This window comes from uncultured Schumannella sp., from assembly GCF_905479755.1.
Lineage (GTDB): Bacteria > Actinomycetota > Actinomycetes > Actinomycetales > Microbacteriaceae > DCRR01.
In genome coordinates this window covers 19,067-33,360 of sequence record NZ_CAJQNT010000024.1, presented here as the reverse complement: position 1 = coordinate 33,360, position 14,294 = coordinate 19,067, and the positions used below count along the sequence as shown (strand labels likewise).

Annotated in this window: 16 protein-coding genes and 1 tRNA gene; 11 read left to right on the top strand and 6 right to left on the bottom strand. The window is 69.0% G+C overall.

Features of this window, described 5'->3' with window-relative positions:
• Nucleotides 1-4: 4 nt before the first annotated feature.
• The gene (locus tag QZ258_RS07340) at nucleotides 5-748 is read left to right on the top strand and encodes a phosphoglyceromutase (RefSeq protein WP_294180058.1); all 744 of its coding nucleotides are present in this window, start codon (nucleotides 5-7) and stop codon (nucleotides 746-748) included.
• Nucleotides 749-933: 185 nt separating this feature from the next.
• Here QZ258_RS07340 and phoU read toward each other — a convergent pair whose 3' ends face one another.
• Nucleotides 934-1,587 (bottom strand): phosphate signaling complex protein PhoU, encoded by a 654-nt coding sequence (gene phoU, locus QZ258_RS07335; RefSeq protein WP_294180056.1) that lies wholly within the window; start codon nucleotides 1,585-1,587, stop codon nucleotides 934-936.
• A gap of 176 nt (nucleotides 1,588-1,763) precedes the next feature.
• On the opposite strand from phoU, the gene QZ258_RS07330 reads away from it, so the two are divergent.
• Entirely contained in the window at nucleotides 1,764-2,903 is a 1,140-nt protein-coding gene (locus QZ258_RS07330) for a cell wall metabolism sensor histidine kinase WalK (protein WP_294180054.1), read from the top strand.
• A gap of 13 nt (nucleotides 2,904-2,916) precedes the next feature.
• On the top strand, nucleotides 2,917-3,597 hold the full coding sequence (locus QZ258_RS07325; protein ID WP_294180053.1) for a response regulator transcription factor: 681 nt from the start codon (nucleotides 2,917-2,919) through the stop codon (nucleotides 3,595-3,597).
• Nucleotides 3,598-3,630: 33 nt separating this feature from the next.
• On the opposite strand, the gene QZ258_RS07320 is transcribed toward QZ258_RS07325, so the two are convergent.
• Entirely contained in the window at nucleotides 3,631-4,182 is a 552-nt protein-coding gene (locus tag QZ258_RS07320; RefSeq protein ID WP_294180051.1) for a hypothetical protein, read from the bottom strand.
• A 131-nt stretch (nucleotides 4,183-4,313) separates the two neighbouring features.
• On the opposite strand from QZ258_RS07320, the gene QZ258_RS07315 reads away from it, so the two are divergent.
• From QZ258_RS07315 to rlmB, 4 genes are read left to right on the top strand one after another with little or no spacing between them, the layout of a single operon-like run.
• Entirely contained in the window at nucleotides 4,314-4,796 is a 483-nt protein-coding gene (locus QZ258_RS07315; protein ID WP_294180050.1) for a CarD family transcriptional regulator, read from the top strand.
• A 31-nt stretch (nucleotides 4,797-4,827) separates the two neighbouring features.
• Entirely contained in the window at nucleotides 4,828-6,006 is a 1,179-nt protein-coding gene (ispD, locus tag QZ258_RS07310) for a 2-C-methyl-D-erythritol 4-phosphate cytidylyltransferase (protein WP_294180048.1), read from the top strand.
• A 29-nt stretch (nucleotides 6,007-6,035) separates the two neighbouring features.
• Nucleotides 6,036-7,451: a cysteine--tRNA ligase gene (gene cysS / locus QZ258_RS07305; protein ID WP_294180047.1), complete on the top strand. Its 1,416-nt coding sequence runs from the start codon at nucleotides 6,036-6,038 to the stop codon at nucleotides 7,449-7,451.
• Nucleotides 7,448-8,449: a 23S rRNA (guanosine(2251)-2'-O)-methyltransferase RlmB gene (gene rlmB, locus QZ258_RS07300; protein WP_294180045.1), complete on the top strand. Its 1,002-nt coding sequence runs from the start codon at nucleotides 7,448-7,450 to the stop codon at nucleotides 8,447-8,449. The genes cysS and rlmB overlap by 4 nt, the downstream gene beginning before the upstream one ends.
• On the opposite strand, the gene QZ258_RS07295 is transcribed toward rlmB, so the two are convergent.
• Together QZ258_RS07295 and ugpC are read right to left on the bottom strand one after the other, a co-directional pair.
• Nucleotides 8,446-9,753 (bottom strand): DUF4032 domain-containing protein, encoded by a 1,308-nt coding sequence (locus QZ258_RS07295; protein WP_294180043.1) that lies wholly within the window; start codon nucleotides 9,751-9,753, stop codon nucleotides 8,446-8,448. The two genes, rlmB and QZ258_RS07295, sit on opposite strands and share 4 nt — an antisense overlap.
• 107 nt (nucleotides 9,754-9,860) lie before the next feature.
• A complete protein-coding gene (ugpC, locus tag QZ258_RS07290) occupies nucleotides 9,861-10,967 on the bottom strand; it encodes an ABC transporter ATP-binding protein (RefSeq protein WP_294180041.1) in 1,107 nt (368 codons plus the stop codon).
• A 261-nt stretch (nucleotides 10,968-11,228) separates the two neighbouring features.
• Between ugpC and QZ258_RS07285 the strand changes: the two genes are divergently transcribed.
• Nucleotides 11,229-12,140 (top strand): thioredoxin domain-containing protein, encoded by a 912-nt coding sequence (locus QZ258_RS07285; RefSeq protein ID WP_294180038.1) that lies wholly within the window; start codon nucleotides 11,229-11,231, stop codon nucleotides 12,138-12,140.
• 30 nt (nucleotides 12,141-12,170) lie between these two features.
• Nucleotides 12,171-12,247, top strand: a tRNA-Thr gene (locus tag QZ258_RS07280).
• 10 nt (nucleotides 12,248-12,257) lie between these two features.
• Here QZ258_RS07280 and QZ258_RS07275 read toward each other — a convergent pair.
• Both QZ258_RS07275 and msrB read right to left on the bottom strand, forming a co-directional pair.
• On the bottom strand, nucleotides 12,258-12,818 hold the full coding sequence (locus QZ258_RS07275; RefSeq protein WP_294180036.1) for a nitroreductase: 561 nt from the start codon (nucleotides 12,816-12,818) through the stop codon (nucleotides 12,258-12,260).
• Nucleotides 12,815-13,222: a peptide-methionine (R)-S-oxide reductase MsrB gene (msrB, locus tag QZ258_RS07270; RefSeq protein WP_294180034.1), complete on the bottom strand. Its 408-nt coding sequence runs from the start codon at nucleotides 13,220-13,222 to the stop codon at nucleotides 12,815-12,817. Before msrB ends, QZ258_RS07275 begins: the two co-directional genes overlap by 4 nt.
• Before the next feature lie 157 nt (nucleotides 13,223-13,379).
• Between msrB and QZ258_RS07265 the strand changes: the two genes are divergently transcribed.
• Both QZ258_RS07265 and QZ258_RS07260 read left to right on the top strand, forming a co-directional pair.
• Complete coding sequence (locus QZ258_RS07265) at nucleotides 13,380-13,700, top strand: DUF3263 domain-containing protein (RefSeq protein WP_294180032.1); 321 nt, start codon at nucleotides 13,380-13,382, stop codon at nucleotides 13,698-13,700.
• Nucleotides 13,701-14,270, top strand: coding sequence for a LytR C-terminal domain-containing protein (locus QZ258_RS07260; protein WP_294180031.1), 570 nt, complete (start codon nucleotides 13,701-13,703; stop codon nucleotides 14,268-14,270).
• Nucleotides 14,271-14,294 lie beyond the last annotated feature (24 nt).

Below are 14,294 nucleotides of genomic sequence, written 5' to 3'. Positions count from 1 at the left end.
AGGCATGACCACCACGCTCATCCTTCTTCGTCACGGCAATTCCGACTGGAACCAAAAGAACCTGTTCACCGGGTGGGTGGACGTCCGCCTGAGCGACCAGGGCGTCACCGAGGCGAAGCGCGCCGGCGAGCTGCTCGCCGAGTCCGGCTTCGCCCCGACCGTCCTTTACACGAGCCTCCTGACGCGCGCGATCCAGACCGCGAACCTCGCGCTCGAGGTCGCCGACCGCCTCTGGATTCCCGTCAAGCGCTCCTGGCGCCTCAACGAGCGCCACTATGGCTCGCTGCAGGGCCTCGACAAGGCCGAGACGCTGGAGAAGTACGGCCAGGAGCAGTTCATGACCTGGCGTCGCAGCTTCGACACCCCGCCGCCGCCGCTCGACGACGACGCCGAGTACAGCCAGGTGCACGACGAGCGCTATGCGAACATCGACGGCGAGGTGCCGCGCACCGAGAGCCTGAAGATCGTGATCGAGCGGATGCTGCCGTACTGGGAGTCCGACATCATCCCCAGCCTCGCCGCCGGCGAGACGGTGCTGGTGACCGCGCACGGCAACTCGCTGCGCGCGCTCGTGAAGCACCTCGAGGACATCGCGGATGACGAGATCTCCGAGCTCAACATCCCGACCGGCATTCCGCTGGTTTACGAGCTCGACGACGACTTCCGTCCGCTCGCGCCGGGCCGCTACCTCGACCCCGAGGCCGCCGCCGCCGGGGCCGCCGCGGTCGCCAGCCAGGGCAAAAAGTAAGGCGCACGCGCCTCAAGCTCGCGCAAACTCGGAGATCCGGCGCGCTCGTCCACCTTTCGTGGACGAGCGCCGGGATTCTCCGACTTTGCGCGCGGACTTTGCGCGCAGGAGCGGGCGCAGCGCCCCGCAACGACGAAGCGCGTCATCCCCGCGGGGGTGACGCGCTTCGTCGTTGAGGTTGCGGCTCAGTCGTCCTGGGGAGCCCAGTCGCCGGTCGCCAGGTACTGCATCTTCTTCGAGATGGAGACGGCGTGGTCGGCGAAGCGTTCGTGGTAGCGCGAGGCGAGTGTGGCATCCACCGTGTCCTCCGCGCCGCCCTTCCAGGTCTCGCCGAGCACCTTGTCGAACACGCTGAGGTGCAGCGCGTCGATCTTGTCGTCCTCGTCTCGGATCTCCTCGGCGAGCTTGACGTCTTCGGTGCGCAGCAGTTCGGTGAGCTTGTGCGCGATCTCGCAGTCCAGCGCGCCCATCTCCTCGAAGGTCTTGCGCAGGCCCTTCGGCACGACCTTCTCGGGGAAGCGGTAGCGGGCGAGCTGGGCGATGTGCGTCGACATGTCGCCCATGCGCTCGAGCGACGCGCTCACGCGCAACGCCGTGACCACGATGCGCAGATCGCGGGCGACCGGCTGCTGGCGGGCGAGGATCTGGATCGCCAGCTCATCGAGGGCGAGCGCTGCGGCGTCGATGCGGCTGTCCTGTTCGATGACGCTCTCGGCGAGGGCCACGTTCGATTCGCCGAACGCCTTCGTCGCGTTCTCAATCGACTCGGCCACGAGCGAGGAGATCTCCACGAGTCGGTCTTGCACCTCTCGCAGCTCTTGCTGGAACACCTCGCGCATTTTCGGATCCTCTCGCGTCTTGCATCGTCTCGGGCAACATGAGCCACGCCGATCTCCGTCAGCCTTCCGAGTCGAGGTGAACGATCGGTGTCAGCGGAGTGAATTCTGCGGCCCGACGCGGCCTCCGGCGGGAAACCGGCGTCGAGCGCGTGCATTTGTCCCCCTAATCTAGACCCATGCCTCAAGGCTGGCTCGTGCTCCTCGCTGTGTTCTTCGGACTCATCGTCGGGATCGGCATCACTGCGATCGCCGTTCTCGCGCACCGGCGCGGCCAGCGCGCGGTCGCGGTGGTCTCACCGACCGTGCCCGACGGCGTCGAAGAGGTCATCGACGCGCTCGAGTCGGTCGGCGTCGTGCTCGACGCCTCGCACAACGTCGTCAAGGCCTCCATGGGGGCCCTCTCGTTCGGGCTGGTTTGGAATCAGGCCCTCGTGCACCCCGAACTGCTCGAGCTCGCCGACGAGGTGCGGCGCACCGGTCAGACCATCAGTCGCGAACTGCACCTGTCGCGCGGGCCCTTCGGCGACGCGAACCTGCACATCATGGTCCGCGTGGCGCGACTCGGCACCCGCTACGTGCTACTGCTGGCCGAGGACCGCACCGAGGCGTACCGACTCGACGAGGTGCGCCGCGACTTTGTCGCCAACGTGAGCCACGAGCTGAAGACCCCCATCGGGGCCGTCACCCTGCTCGCCGAGGCGATCGAGGCGAGCTCCGACAACCCGGACGAGGTGCGCCGGTTCGCCCAGCGACTAACCGTCGAGGCCGAGCGGCTGGCCCGGCTCACGCAGGAGATCATCGAGCTGAGCCGGCTGCAGGCCGACGACGCGCTGCACGATGCCGACAATGTCGACATCGACTCGGTCATCGCGCAGGCGGTCGACCGCAATCGGGTCGCCGCGGCGGCGCACCGCATCTCGCTGGTCTCCGGCGGTGACGCCGGCGCCCAGGTCTTCGGCGACGAGAACATGCTCGCCACCGCCGTCCACAACCTTGTCGTCAACGCGATCCAGTACTCGCCCGACGGGTCGCGCGTCGGCGTGGGCGTCTCACGAGCGGACGGCGTCGTCGAGATCGCGGTGACCGATCAGGGCATCGGGATCCCCGAGTCGGAGCGCGACCGGGTGTTCGAGCGCTTCTTCCGGCTCGACAGCGCCCGCAGTCGGCAGACCGGCGGGACGGGCCTCGGCCTCAGCATCGTCAAGCACATCGTCAAGAACCACGGCGGCGACGTCCGAGTCTGGTCGCAGACCGGCAACGGGTCGACCTTCACGATTCGACTTCCCGAGTCCGCCGCCGATCGAATCGCCAGTTGAAGGAGCACCGCCCATGACCCGCATCCTGATCGTCGAGGATGAGCCCTCGCTCAGCGAGCCGCTCGCATTTCTGCTCGAACGGGAGGGCTACGAGATCGAGGTCGCCGCCGACGGTCCGTCGGCGCTTGTCGCCTTCGAGCGTCAGGGCGCCGACCTGGTACTGCTCGACCTCATGCTCCCGGGCCTCCCCGGCACCGAGGTCTGCCGCGAGCTGCGCACGCGCTCGACGGTCCCGATCATCATGCTCACGGCGAAAGACAGCGAGGTCGATATCGTCGTCGGGCTGGAACTGGGAGCGGATGACTACGTCACCAAGCCGTACTCCTCCCGCGAACTGCTGGCCCGCATCCGCGCCGTGCTGCGTCGCCGCGCCGATGTCGAGGAGGAGCAGGAGGGCATCCTCGAGGCGGGGCCGGTTCGCATGGACGTCGAGCGGCACTCGGTCGCGGTGAACGGCGCCGAGATCTCGATGCCGCTTAAGGAGTTCGAACTGCTGGAGCTGTTGCTGCGCAACGCCGGGCGCGTGCTCACGCGCGGTCAGCTGATCGATCGGGTGTGGGGTGCGGACTACTTCGGCGACACTAAGACGCTCGATGTGCACATCAAGCGTGTGCGGGCCAAGATCGAACCCGACCCGGCGCAGCCGACGCTGCTGGTGACGGTGCGCGGACTCGGCTACCGCTTCGAGTCATAGGGCGCCGCGGCCGCTCGGCCGGTGCCCGCCGGACTACGGCGCGGTGGTCTCCGTCGGCTCGGGCTCGACGTCGTCGGTCTCCGTGGCAGTCTCGGTCGGGGTGGGCGTGGGCGTCGGCGTCGGCAGGTACGGCGCGTACTGCTCGAGCGAGCCGTCCAGCACGGGCACGTCGATCTGGCTGCCGACCTCGTTGCCGTACTGGAAGTAGATCGCGAGGAGGCTGCCGGCGGGGCTGTTGATGCCTTCGAGGAAGAGCTGGCCGCTGTCGCCGAAGCCGAAGCTCGTCGACGACTTGCCCTCAAGTTCGAGGGTGAGGTTGACCTTCTCGCCGTCGACGACGTACTGCACGCCCAGGTCGACGCTGTCGTCGCCGTGGTTGACCGCGACGAGGAGCAGGTTGCCGTCGGTGCCGTCCTCGGTCAGCACGAGCGCGTTCTGCACGGTGACGTCGCCGACCTCGGCGCTCACCCCGTCGCTCGGGTCGTACTGGTACTGCGTCGCGATCGGGGTGACGAAACCGCATCCCGCAAGAACTGCGGCGGTGACGCCGGCCAGCACAATGGACATCGCGGCACGTGCGTTCACAAGACCCTCCGAGTCAGTCAGTAGACAGCGTCTCTCAGCCTAGCGGGGGCAAGGCGCACCACTGGCTTAGGCAATCCTAACTCGTACCCCGACTGTGCTAAAATGGGAGGTCTGCGGGAAGGAACAACTCCATGCTGTTCGAGGTCGGCGAGACGGTCGTGTACCCCCATCACGGGGCGGCAAAGATCATTGAAGTAAAGAAGCGCACCATTCGGGGTGAGGAAAAGCTGTACCTCAAACTGAATGTCACCCAGGGTGACTTGACGATCGAGGTGCCCGCGGAGAACGTCGACCTGGTCGGCGTTCGTGACGTCATCGGCAAGGAAGGCCTCGACCGCGTGTTCGAGGTGCTCCGCGCACCGTTCACGGAAGAGCCCACCAACTGGAGCCGCCGCTACAAGGCGAACCTCGAGAAGCTCGCCTCGGGCGACGTCATCAAGGTCTCCGAGGTCGTCCGCGACCTGTGGCGTCGCGACCAGGACCGCGGCCTGTCCGCGGGAGAGAAGCGGATGCTGGCGAAGGCTCGCCAGATTCTGATCTCCGAGCTGGCGCTCGCCGAGAAGACCGACGAAGAGAAGGCCTCCACGGTTCTCGACGAGGTCCTCGCTTCCTAAGGCTTCGCCTGCTCCGGCTACGATTCGGAGCATGACTTCTGGCGCGCCGTCACCGTTCGGCGTCGTCATCGTCGCCGCCGGCAGCGGCACTCGACTCGGTCACCCGGTGCCGAAGGCGTTTGTGACGCTCGGCGCGCGCACGCTGCTGGAGCGCGCGATCGACGGCGTGCTCGCGGCGGCCGAAGAGTTCCAGATCGTGATCGTGGTGCCCGCGGATCGTCTCGAGGAGGCGACGCGCATCGCCGAGCGCGCCGGCCCGGGGACGCAGGTCGTGGTCGGCGGTGCCACGCGGCAGGGGTCGGTCGCCGCGGGGCTCGCCGCGTTGCCCGGCTCGGTCGACATCGCGCTCGTGCACGATGCCGCGCGAGCCCTCACCCCGAGCGCGGTCATCGATCGTGTCGCGCGCGCCGTGCGCGACCGGGGCGTCGGCGTCGTTCCGGGGCTCCGCGTGGTCGACACGCTCAAGCGGGTCGCCGCCGCGCCGCAGCACCACCCGCTGGATGCCGAACAGATCGTGCAGGCGGTGGACCGCGCCGAGCTGGTCACTGCGCAGACGCCGCAGGGATTCCCGCGCGTCGCCCTGCAGGCCGCGTACGACGCCGCCAGCACCGAGCACACCGACGACGCGGCGCTTTTCGCGGCCGCGGGCGGCACCGTCGTCGCGGTCGACGGCGACGCGCTCGGGTTCAAGATCACCACGCCCGCCGATCTGGAGCGGGCCGAACACCTGGTCGGAGGCACGGAGCGCATGCGAACCGGCATCGGAATCGACGTTCACGCCTACGACGAGTCGGCGCCGCTGTGGCTCGGGGGGCTCTACTGGCCGGACGAGCCGGGGCTTGCCGGGCACAGCGACGGTGACGCGGTCATCCACGCCATCTGCGACGCGCTGCTCTCGGCGGCGGGGCTCGGCGACATCGGGTCGCGTTTCGGCACCGCCGATCCGCGCTTCGCCGACGCCCGCAGCGAGGTGTTTCTGTCGGAGACGCTCGCGCTGGTGAGCGGCGCCGGCTACCGCATCCAGAACGTTGCCGTCCAGGTGGTCGCCCAGCGGCCGCGGCTCGCCGGGCGACGGCTCGACATGGAGGCACACCTGTCGACTCTGGTGGGCGCGCCGGTGAGCGTCGCCGCGACGACGAGCGACGGCTTGGGCTTCACGGGGCGCGGCGAAGGCGTGCAAGCCGTCGCGACCGCCCTGATTCTGGGGTAACGAGCCCCCACCCCGGCTAAACTCGCCAAGTGACGATCCGCCTCTACGACACTCGCTCGGCCGCGCTGCGCCCATTCGAGCCGCTTGAGCCCGGCAAGGTCGGCATCTACGTCTGCGGTCCCACGGTGCAGTCCTCGCCGCACATCGGGCACGTGCGCTCGGCGCTCGCCTACGATCTGTGGCGACGCTGGTTCGGCATGCGCGGTTTCGACGTCACCTTTGTGCGCAACGTCACCGACATCGACGACAAGATCCTGGCCCACGCGAGTGGACGCGAGGAGTGGTGGGCGCTCGCGTATCGCATCGAGCTCGAGTTCACGGCCGCCTACCGCGCCCTCGGCATCCTGCCGCCCACGTACGAACCGCGGGCGACGGCGAGCATTTCGCAGATGCAGGAGCTGATCGCCGCACTCATCGAGCGCGGCCACGCCTACCCCGCGGACGACGGCAGCGGCGACGTCTACTTCGACGTGAAGACCTGGCCCGACTACGGCTCGCTCACCCACCAGAAGCTCGACGACATGTCGGATGCGGCGGATGCGCCGACGCGCGCCAAGCGGGACCCTCACGACTTCGCGCTCTGGAAGGGCAGCAAGCCCGAGGAGCCCGAATCTGCGTCCTGGCATTCCCCGTGGGGCGCCGGGCGCCCCGGCTGGCACATCGAGTGCTCGGCGATGAGCAAGCGCTACCTTGGCGGCACCTTCGACATTCACGGCGGCGGGCTCGATCTGCGCTTCCCGCACCACGAGAACGAGCTCGCGCAGTCCGCTGCGGCCGGCGAGGGCTTCGCGCGTTACTGGGTGCACAACGGCCTCGTCAACATCGAGGGCCAGAAGATGTCGAAGTCGCTCGGCAACTCGATCTACGCCTCCGAACTGGTGTCGATGGCCCGCCCGATCGTGGTGCGCGCCTACCTGGCGAGCGCCCACTATCGCTCGACGATCGACTATCACCCGGGCGCGCTGCGCGAGGCGGAGACCGCGTTTGCGCGCATCGAGGGCTTCCTCGAGCGGGTGGTGCGCGCGGTGGAGGGTCTGCCCGCCGCGAGCGCCGGGGTTCCCGGACGCGTTCCGGCCGCCTTCGCTGAGGCGATGGACGACGACCTCGGCACGCCCCAGGCCTTCGCCGTGCTGCACGACACCGTGCGCGCCGGCAACATCGCCCTCGACGCGGGCACGCTCGCGATCGCCGAGGAACGCCGCGAAGAGGTGGTCGCGATGCTCGATGTGCTCGGCATCAACCCGCACGCGCCCGAGTGGGCGGCCGGCGACGACGGCGAGGCGCACACGGTGCTGGGGGCGCTCGTCGAGCGTCTCATCGCCGACCGCGCCAGCGCACGCGCGAACAAAGACTTTGCCGCCGCGGATCGCATCCGCGACGAATTGACGGCCGCGGGGATCGCCCTCGACGACACGCCCGACGGAACCAGATGGAGCATCACATGAATAAGCCAGGACGAGCTGGGGCCGGCAAGCCGAAGAAGAAGGGCCCCCAGGTCGGCACCGGCGGCCACGGCCGCCGCGCCCTCGAAGGCAAGGGGCCGACGCCGAAGGCGGAGGATCGCAGCTGGCACGTCGCCGGCAAGCGCAAGGCCGCGAAGGAGCGTCTCGACGCCGCTCGTGCCAAGTCCGGCCGCGGCGGCTCCGATGCGCCCGTGCGCCGCACCGCGCGCCCGAAGACGGACGACAGCGAGATGGTGACCGGCCGCAATTCGGTGCTCGAGTCGCTGCGCGCCAAGATTCCCGCCACCACGCTCTACATCGCCTCCCGCATCGAGATGGATGACCGCGTGAAGGAGGCGCTGTCGCTTGCCACCAAGCGCGGCCTCAACGTGCTCGAGGTCATGCGTCCCGAGCTCGACCGTCTGAGCGGGCCCGACTCGGTGCATCAGGGCATTGCGCTCAAGGTGCCGGCGTACGAGTACGCGCATCCGCTCGACCTGCTCGACGCGGCGATCTCTTCGGGGCGCCCGCCGTTGCTGGTCGCGCTCGACGGCGTGACCGACCCGCGCAACCTGGGCGCGATCGTGCGCTCGGCCGCCGCCTTCGGTGCGCACGGCGTGATCGTGCCGCAGCGCCGCAGCGTCGGCATGACCGCAAGCGCCTGGAAGACGAGCGCCGGCGCGGCGGCGCGCGTTCCCGTGGCGATGGCCGCGAATCTGACGCGCGCGCTCGAGGAGCTCAAGCAGCGCGGTGTCTTCGTGCTCGGTCTCGACGGCGGGGGCGACGTGTCGCTGCCGGGCCTCGAGCTGGCGACCTCGCCGATCGTGATCGTCGTCGGCAGCGAGGGCAAGGGGCTCTCGCGTCTGGTCACCGAGAAGTGCGACGCCGTGGTGTCGATCCCGATCGAGTCGAGCACCGAATCCCTCAATGCCGGGATCGCGGTGAGCGTCACCCTCTACGAGGTGGCGAAGCTGCGGGCGGAGTCCGGCTCGAAGGGTTAGACCTTCGCGCGCCAGTCTTCCTCGTCCTCATCGGGCGAGATGATCGGCATGGCCGAGGTCTCGACCGGCACGTCGATGAGTCCGGTGACCGGGGCGACGACGGTCATTTCGTCGCGGCGGTGACGCAGGATCGTCTCGATGTAGGAGGTGAGCGCCTCGGCGAGCGGCACGTTGCGTCCGGTGTTCTGCGAGAGATACCAGCGGTGGTCGAGCAGCTGGTGGAAGAGCTCGGCGGGTTCGAGCTTGCCGCGCAGATCGCGCGGCACGGCGCGAATCACGGGCTCGAAGACCCGCGCCAGCCACTCGTGGGCGACCTGCTCCTCATCGAGGTTGGCCCGCTCGCCGGTGGCCCGATAGGAGTCGAGGTCGTTGAGCAGCCGGCGGGCCTGGTTCTCGCCCGCGTCGAGGCCGGTGAGGCGCAGCAGTCGGCGGGAGTGGTGCCCGGCATCCACGACCTTGGGCTGAATGCGCACCTGGGTGCCGGTGTCGTCTTTGCGGATCGACAGCTCTTCGATGTCGAAGCCGAGATCGTTGAGGCGCTGAACGCGCTCGTTGATGCGCCAACGCTCGGCCTCGGGGAACGACTCCGAGCCGGTGAGCTCGGCCCACAGCGATCGGTACTGGGCGACGATGCCGTCGGCGATCGCCACCGGGTCGAGCTCTTCGTCGAGCCGTCCGCCCGCCTGGAGATCGAGCAGCTCGCCGGCGATGTTGACGCGCGCGATCTCGAGGTCGTTCTCGCGCTGACCGTTGGAGAGCCCGCCCTCGTACAGCTTGCCGGTTTCGGCGTCGACGAGGTAGGCGGCGAAGGCGCCCGCGTCGCGTCGGAACAGGGTGTTCGACAGCGAGACATCGCCCCAGAAGAACCCGATGATGTGCAGGCGCGCGAGCAGCACCGCGAGCGCATCGACGAGCCGCGTCGCGGTGTCCGGTCGCAGGGTCTGCGAGTAGAGGGCGCGGTAGGGCAGCGAGAACTTGAGGTGCCGGGTCACGAGCACCGGCTGAAGCTCCTCGCCCTCGGGCGTCGCACGATTGGTGATCACCGCGACGGGGTCGACGCACGGGATGTCGAGACGCTGCAGCGTGCGCAGCATCTCGTACTCGCGCTTGGCGAGCTCGGCCGAGGTCTCCTTGATGGCGACGACGTAACCGCCTAGGTGGGCGAACCGCACCAGGTGACGAGAGATCCCCTTGGGCAGGCTCGCGATCGTCTCGTCCGGCCACAGATCCAGCGGCAGGTCCCAGGGCAGATCCAGCAGCGCCGAGTCGGGAACGGCGGCGGTGATCGACAGAGCCGAGGCCATGGGCGGAACCTCCCGTGCCGCCCGCGGGCGACGTGGTGTGAAGCGGAAACAGCGCGGGCCCCGCAGCTCGAAACGAGCGGCGGGGCCCGCGGCCAGAAAAGGTGTGACTACGCGGTGGCCGGCGTGTCGATCGGCTTGGTCAGGCGCTCGCCCGTCTCGCCGTCGAACGCGTGGACGTGCTCCGGAGCCGGGGCGACGATGACCGTCTCGCCGTCCTCCGGGTGGTTGCGACCGTCGACACGCACGACGACGTCGACGCGCTGGCCGTTGACCTCCGCGTGGCCGTAGAGGTAGCCGTCGGCGCCGAGCTCCTCGACGACGTCGACCTCGACCGAGAGACCCTTGCCGTCCGTCGCGATGACCAGGTCCTCGGGGCGAACGCCGACCGTGGCGGTCTTGCCCGAGAGGTGCGCGATCACGTCGCGCTCGAGCTTGGCGACCGTGGTGCCGAAGGCGAGGCCGCCCTCAACCACGTCGGTGGTGAACAGGTTCATGGCCGGACTTCCGATGAAGCCGGCGACGAAGACGTTGTTCGGCGATGCGTACAGGTCGCGCGGGGTGCCCACCTGCTGCAGCACGCCGTCCTTGAGCACCGCGATGCGGTCACCCATGGTAAGCGCCTCGGTCTGGTCGTGCGTGACGTAGACCGTGGTGACGCCGAGGCGGCGCTGCAGACTCGCGATCTGGGTACGCGTCTGCACGCGCAGCTTGGCGTCGAGGTTCGACAGCGGCTCGTCCATGAGGAAGACCTGGGGCTGACGCACGATGGCGCGGCCCATGGCGACGCGCTGACGCTGACCACCGGAGAGCGCCTTCGGCTTGCGCGCCAGGTACGGCTCGAGGTCGAGCAGCTTGGCGGCCTCGAGGACGCGCTGGGCGCGCTCTTCCTTGTTGACGCCGGCGATCTTGAGCGCGAAGCCCATGTTCTCGGCGACCGTCATGTGCGGGTAGAGCGCGTAGTTCTGGAAGACCATGGCGATGTCACGGTCCTTCGGGGGCACGTCGGTGACGTCGCGGTCACCGATCAGGATGCGGCCGTCGTTGACCTCTTCGAGGCCGGCGAGCATGCGCAGCGTGGTCGACTTTCCGCAACCCGAGGGGCCGACGAGGACGAGGAACTCGCCGTCCGCGACGTGCAGGTCGATTGCGTCGACAGCCGGCTTGGTGGAACCCGGGTAGAGACGGGTTGCCTTGTCAAAAGTGACAGTTGCCATAGCGGTACTAACTCCTTCACCGGCAGGTACGTGCCGGACGATCCGTAGTGAATGGAAGCGTGAACCCCGGCATCGGTGCCGAGAGCCACCCCGCCATTATGCCCTTGTTCGGGGGTGAGTGCGACGCACGCACTGATCGCGGGCCCCCGCATCCGGTTCGCGTCCAGTCCCGACCGCTAGCATCGGGGCGGCATACGGCTTGGCCGTGCGGCGAATCCCCTGTAATTTGGCGCCGCGAACTCGAGACATAAATGAGGACCCATGACCTACGGTGGCGAACCCGGCCCCGCGGCGCGCGGAAGCGTCCGGGACGAGGCGCGCGAGCGCGCCAAGGAGTTGCGCGAACTCCACCGCAAGAAGGATCGACGTCGGAAGCTGATCGTGCGCGGAAGCGTCGCGGGAGGCATCCTCGCGATCTTGGTGATCGTCTCGTTCGTGCTGCTGGCGCTCAATCAGCCGGGCGGCCGCGGGCCGCTCAACATGCAAAGCGACGGAATCAAGATCGGTCAGGACTACGTCGCCGAGCGCACCGGAGCGCTTGCGGCCGGAAACGACCCGACCCCCTCGGCCGAGAACCCGACCGACGTCATCGACATCCAGATCTACGTCGACTACCTCTGCGCCAAGTGCGGTCAGTTCGAGGAGAACAACGGCGAAAGCATCCGCGCCTGGATCGAGTCGGGCGCTGCGACGGTCGAGATCCACCCGATCGCGGTGCTGACGACCAAGTCGGCCGGCACCCAGTATTCGTTGCGGGCGGCCAACGCGGCGGCCTGCGTCGCCGAGCTCTCGCCGGACACGTTCTTCGACTTCCACGAGGCGCTTCTGACCGATCAGCCCGAGGAGGGCTCCGTCGGACTGAGCGACGAGGAGCTGCTGGCACGGGCGACCGCGGTGGGCGTCTCGAACCTCACGACCGTCGGCCAGTGCATCGAGGACGGACGCTTCCGCTCCTGGGTGCGCGCGGCGACCGCGCGGGCGATCAGTGGCCCGATTCCCGGCACTGAGGTCGAGGCGGTGGTGAGCACGCCGACGATCCTCGTCAACGGCGAGCAGTTCAACTACACCGCCGGCTTCGACGCCAACGAGTTCCGCCAGTTCGTGCTGCGGGCCGCCGGCGAGGAATTCACCCAGAACGCCACCCCGACCCCGACGCCCACGCCCACCGAGTAGTTCCCGGCCCGACTACAATCGGGCCGACCCGCCCCCTTAGCTCAGTTGGCCAGAGCATCGCTCTTGTAAAGCGAGGGTCGTCGGTTCGAATCCGACAGGGGGCTCCACCGTGCGGCGCTAGATCGTGCCGAAGTGCGCGTCGACGTCGATCGGCGCGCGCCGCGAGGTCTTCGCGTCCGGCAGGCGCTCACCGACGTACAGCCAGCCGAGCAGTCGCTCGCCCTCGGCGAGGCCGTGCAGCGTCGCGACCGGCGCGCTTCGCGTGTGGATGCCGGTGCGCCAGATCACGCCCCAGCCCTCCTCGTCGAGCAGGAGCGAGAGGGTGTGGGCGACGCCCGCGGCGACCGCCTCCTGCTCCCAGTCGGGAACCTTGAAGCTCGGCGTGGGGCTCGCGACAATCGCGAGCAGCAGGGGAGCGCGCAGCGGCTTGGCGGCGAGCTTCTCGGCCGCCGGGCCCTCCAGGCCCGCGGCCACCGCAATCGCCGCTCCGAGCCGCTCGCGAGCCTCCCCGCGCAGCGCGATCACGCGCCACGGGCGCAACGCCCCGTGATCGGCGACCGCCCCCGCGGCGGCGATCAGCGGTCGAAGCTGGTCGTCGCTCGGGGCGGACCCGCCGACCGACGGGTGCGAGCGGCGCGCCTCGACCGCCCTGAAGACAGGGCCGGGGGAGTCCGTCATGCCTCGGGCTCGGCCTGGAACCCGAGCGAGAGCGAGTTCATGCAGTAACGCTGTCCGGTCGGGGTGCCGAAGCCGTCGTCGAAGACGTGGCCCAGGTGCGAACCGCAACTGGCGCAGCGCACCTCGGTGCGCACCATCCCGAGGGAGGTGTCTTCGATCAGTTCCACCGCATCCGGATTGACGGAGTCGTAGAAGCTCGGCCAGCCGCAACCGGAGTCGAACTTGGTGCCGCTCTTGAACAGCTCGGCGTTGCAGGCGGCGCAGGTGTAGAGGCCCGCGCGCGACTCATCGAGCAGCTCGCCCGTCCAGGCGCGCTCGGTGCCCGCCTGCCGCAGCACGCGGTAGCGCTCCTCGCCCAGCTCCTCGCGCCACTGCTCTTCGGTCTTTTCGACTTCGTAGGCCATCGGTTTCTCCTCGCCTTTCGCTTGGTCACTCTAATCAGCGTTGCCGAGGTCTGCTGTGTTCCCGCAACGCGGCGCAATCCGCGTGGATGCCTCCCGCCCGCGCGCCACCGCAACGGGACGCGGCGTCGTGCCTACACTCGGCGCGACGGAGGTACGGATGACGCAGGCGGCGCGCCAGCCCTCCGCGCCCCTCGTGGATGCGGAGTTGAGCGAGCGCGACCTTGAACTGCTCGAGTTCGAACGGCGCTGGCCGGACCGGCAGGGCAGCAAGGAGGCCGCCATCCGCGCAGAGTTGGGACTCAGTTCGGCCCGCTACTATCAACTGCTGTACACGCTGATCGAGCGACCGTCGGCTTTGCGCCACGACCCGCTTCTCGTCCGTCGGCTCCAGCGATTGCGTGACAGCCGGGTTCGTGCGCGTCGCTCGCGCACGTTCGGACCCGGCCCCACGACCACGAGCCAGGACGAGACCGAGTAGATGGCCAGATTCCCTCAGGACGAGTTCGACAACATCCCGAGCGACCTTGAGCGTGTCGGCGCGCACCGTGCCCCGCGCCGCAAGGGCCGCGGATGGATCAACCTCGGCCTCGGCATCCTCGCGGCGGCCGTGCTCGTCGTCGCCGGCCTGTACGGGCTCTCCCGGCTCGACCCGAGCTTCACGCTCGACCTCCCCGACTTCAGCGAGGACGCGACCGTCGAGGTCTCGGCGTCGCCGCTGCCCGTCGCCGACGCGGTGACCGATCCGTCGACCGTCTCCACCGATCCCGAGCTGACGCTGTCGATTCTGAACGGCACCGAGACGACCGGGCAGCAGGACGTCGCGGCCGACCAGCTCGTCGCCGCCGGGTGGCCGGATGCGGTGCGCGCCCGCGCCGCCGCCGCCGACATCGAGTCGACGACGATCTACTACTGGAACGCCGACTTCGAAGGACTCGCGCGCGGCGTTGCCGAGGCGCTCGGGGTCGGGACCGTCGTGCTCTCGGATGCGTACCAGGGAGCGCCGATCACGGTGCTGCTCGGTGCCGACTTCGCACCCTCCGCCGGCTGAGGTCTGCGCGGACGGCATCCGCGC

Excerpts from the sequence above, each read along its gene's own strand:
- QZ258_RS07295 (WP_294180043.1), bottom strand. The coding sequence starts at position 9,753 with ATGGCCTCGGCTCTGTCGATCACCGCCGCCGTTCCCGACTCGGCGCTG.
- QZ258_RS07275 (WP_294180036.1), bottom strand. The coding sequence starts at position 12,818 with ATGACGGACTCCCCCGGCCCTGTCTTCAGGGCGGTCGAGGCGCGCCGC.
- phoU (WP_294180056.1), bottom strand. The coding sequence starts at position 1,587 with ATGCGCGAGGTGTTCCAGCAAGAGCTGCGAGAGGTGCAAGACCGACTC.
- QZ258_RS07330 (WP_294180054.1), top strand. The coding sequence starts at position 1,764 with ATGCCTCAAGGCTGGCTCGTGCTCCTCGCTGTGTTCTTCGGACTCATC.
- QZ258_RS07340 (WP_294180058.1), top strand. The coding sequence starts at position 5 with ATGACCACCACGCTCATCCTTCTTCGTCACGGCAATTCCGACTGGAAC.
- QZ258_RS07325 (WP_294180053.1), top strand. The coding sequence starts at position 2,917 with ATGACCCGCATCCTGATCGTCGAGGATGAGCCCTCGCTCAGCGAGCCG.
- ispD (WP_294180048.1), top strand. The coding sequence starts at position 4,828 with ATGACTTCTGGCGCGCCGTCACCGTTCGGCGTCGTCATCGTCGCCGCC.
- QZ258_RS07315 (WP_294180050.1), top strand. The coding sequence starts at position 4,314 with ATGCTGTTCGAGGTCGGCGAGACGGTCGTGTACCCCCATCACGGGGCG.
- rlmB (WP_294180045.1), top strand. The coding sequence starts at position 7,448 with ATGAATAAGCCAGGACGAGCTGGGGCCGGCAAGCCGAAGAAGAAGGGC.
- QZ258_RS07260 (WP_294180031.1), top strand. The coding sequence starts at position 13,701 with ATGGCCAGATTCCCTCAGGACGAGTTCGACAACATCCCGAGCGACCTT.
- QZ258_RS07265 (WP_294180032.1), top strand. The coding sequence starts at position 13,380 with ATGACGCAGGCGGCGCGCCAGCCCTCCGCGCCCCTCGTGGATGCGGAG.
- QZ258_RS07285 (WP_294180038.1), top strand. The coding sequence starts at position 11,229 with ATGACCTACGGTGGCGAACCCGGCCCCGCGGCGCGCGGAAGCGTCCGG.
- msrB (WP_294180034.1), bottom strand. The coding sequence starts at position 13,222 with ATGGCCTACGAAGTCGAAAAGACCGAAGAGCAGTGGCGCGAGGAGCTG.
- ugpC (WP_294180041.1), bottom strand. The coding sequence starts at position 10,967 with ATGGCAACTGTCACTTTTGACAAGGCAACCCGTCTCTACCCGGGTTCC.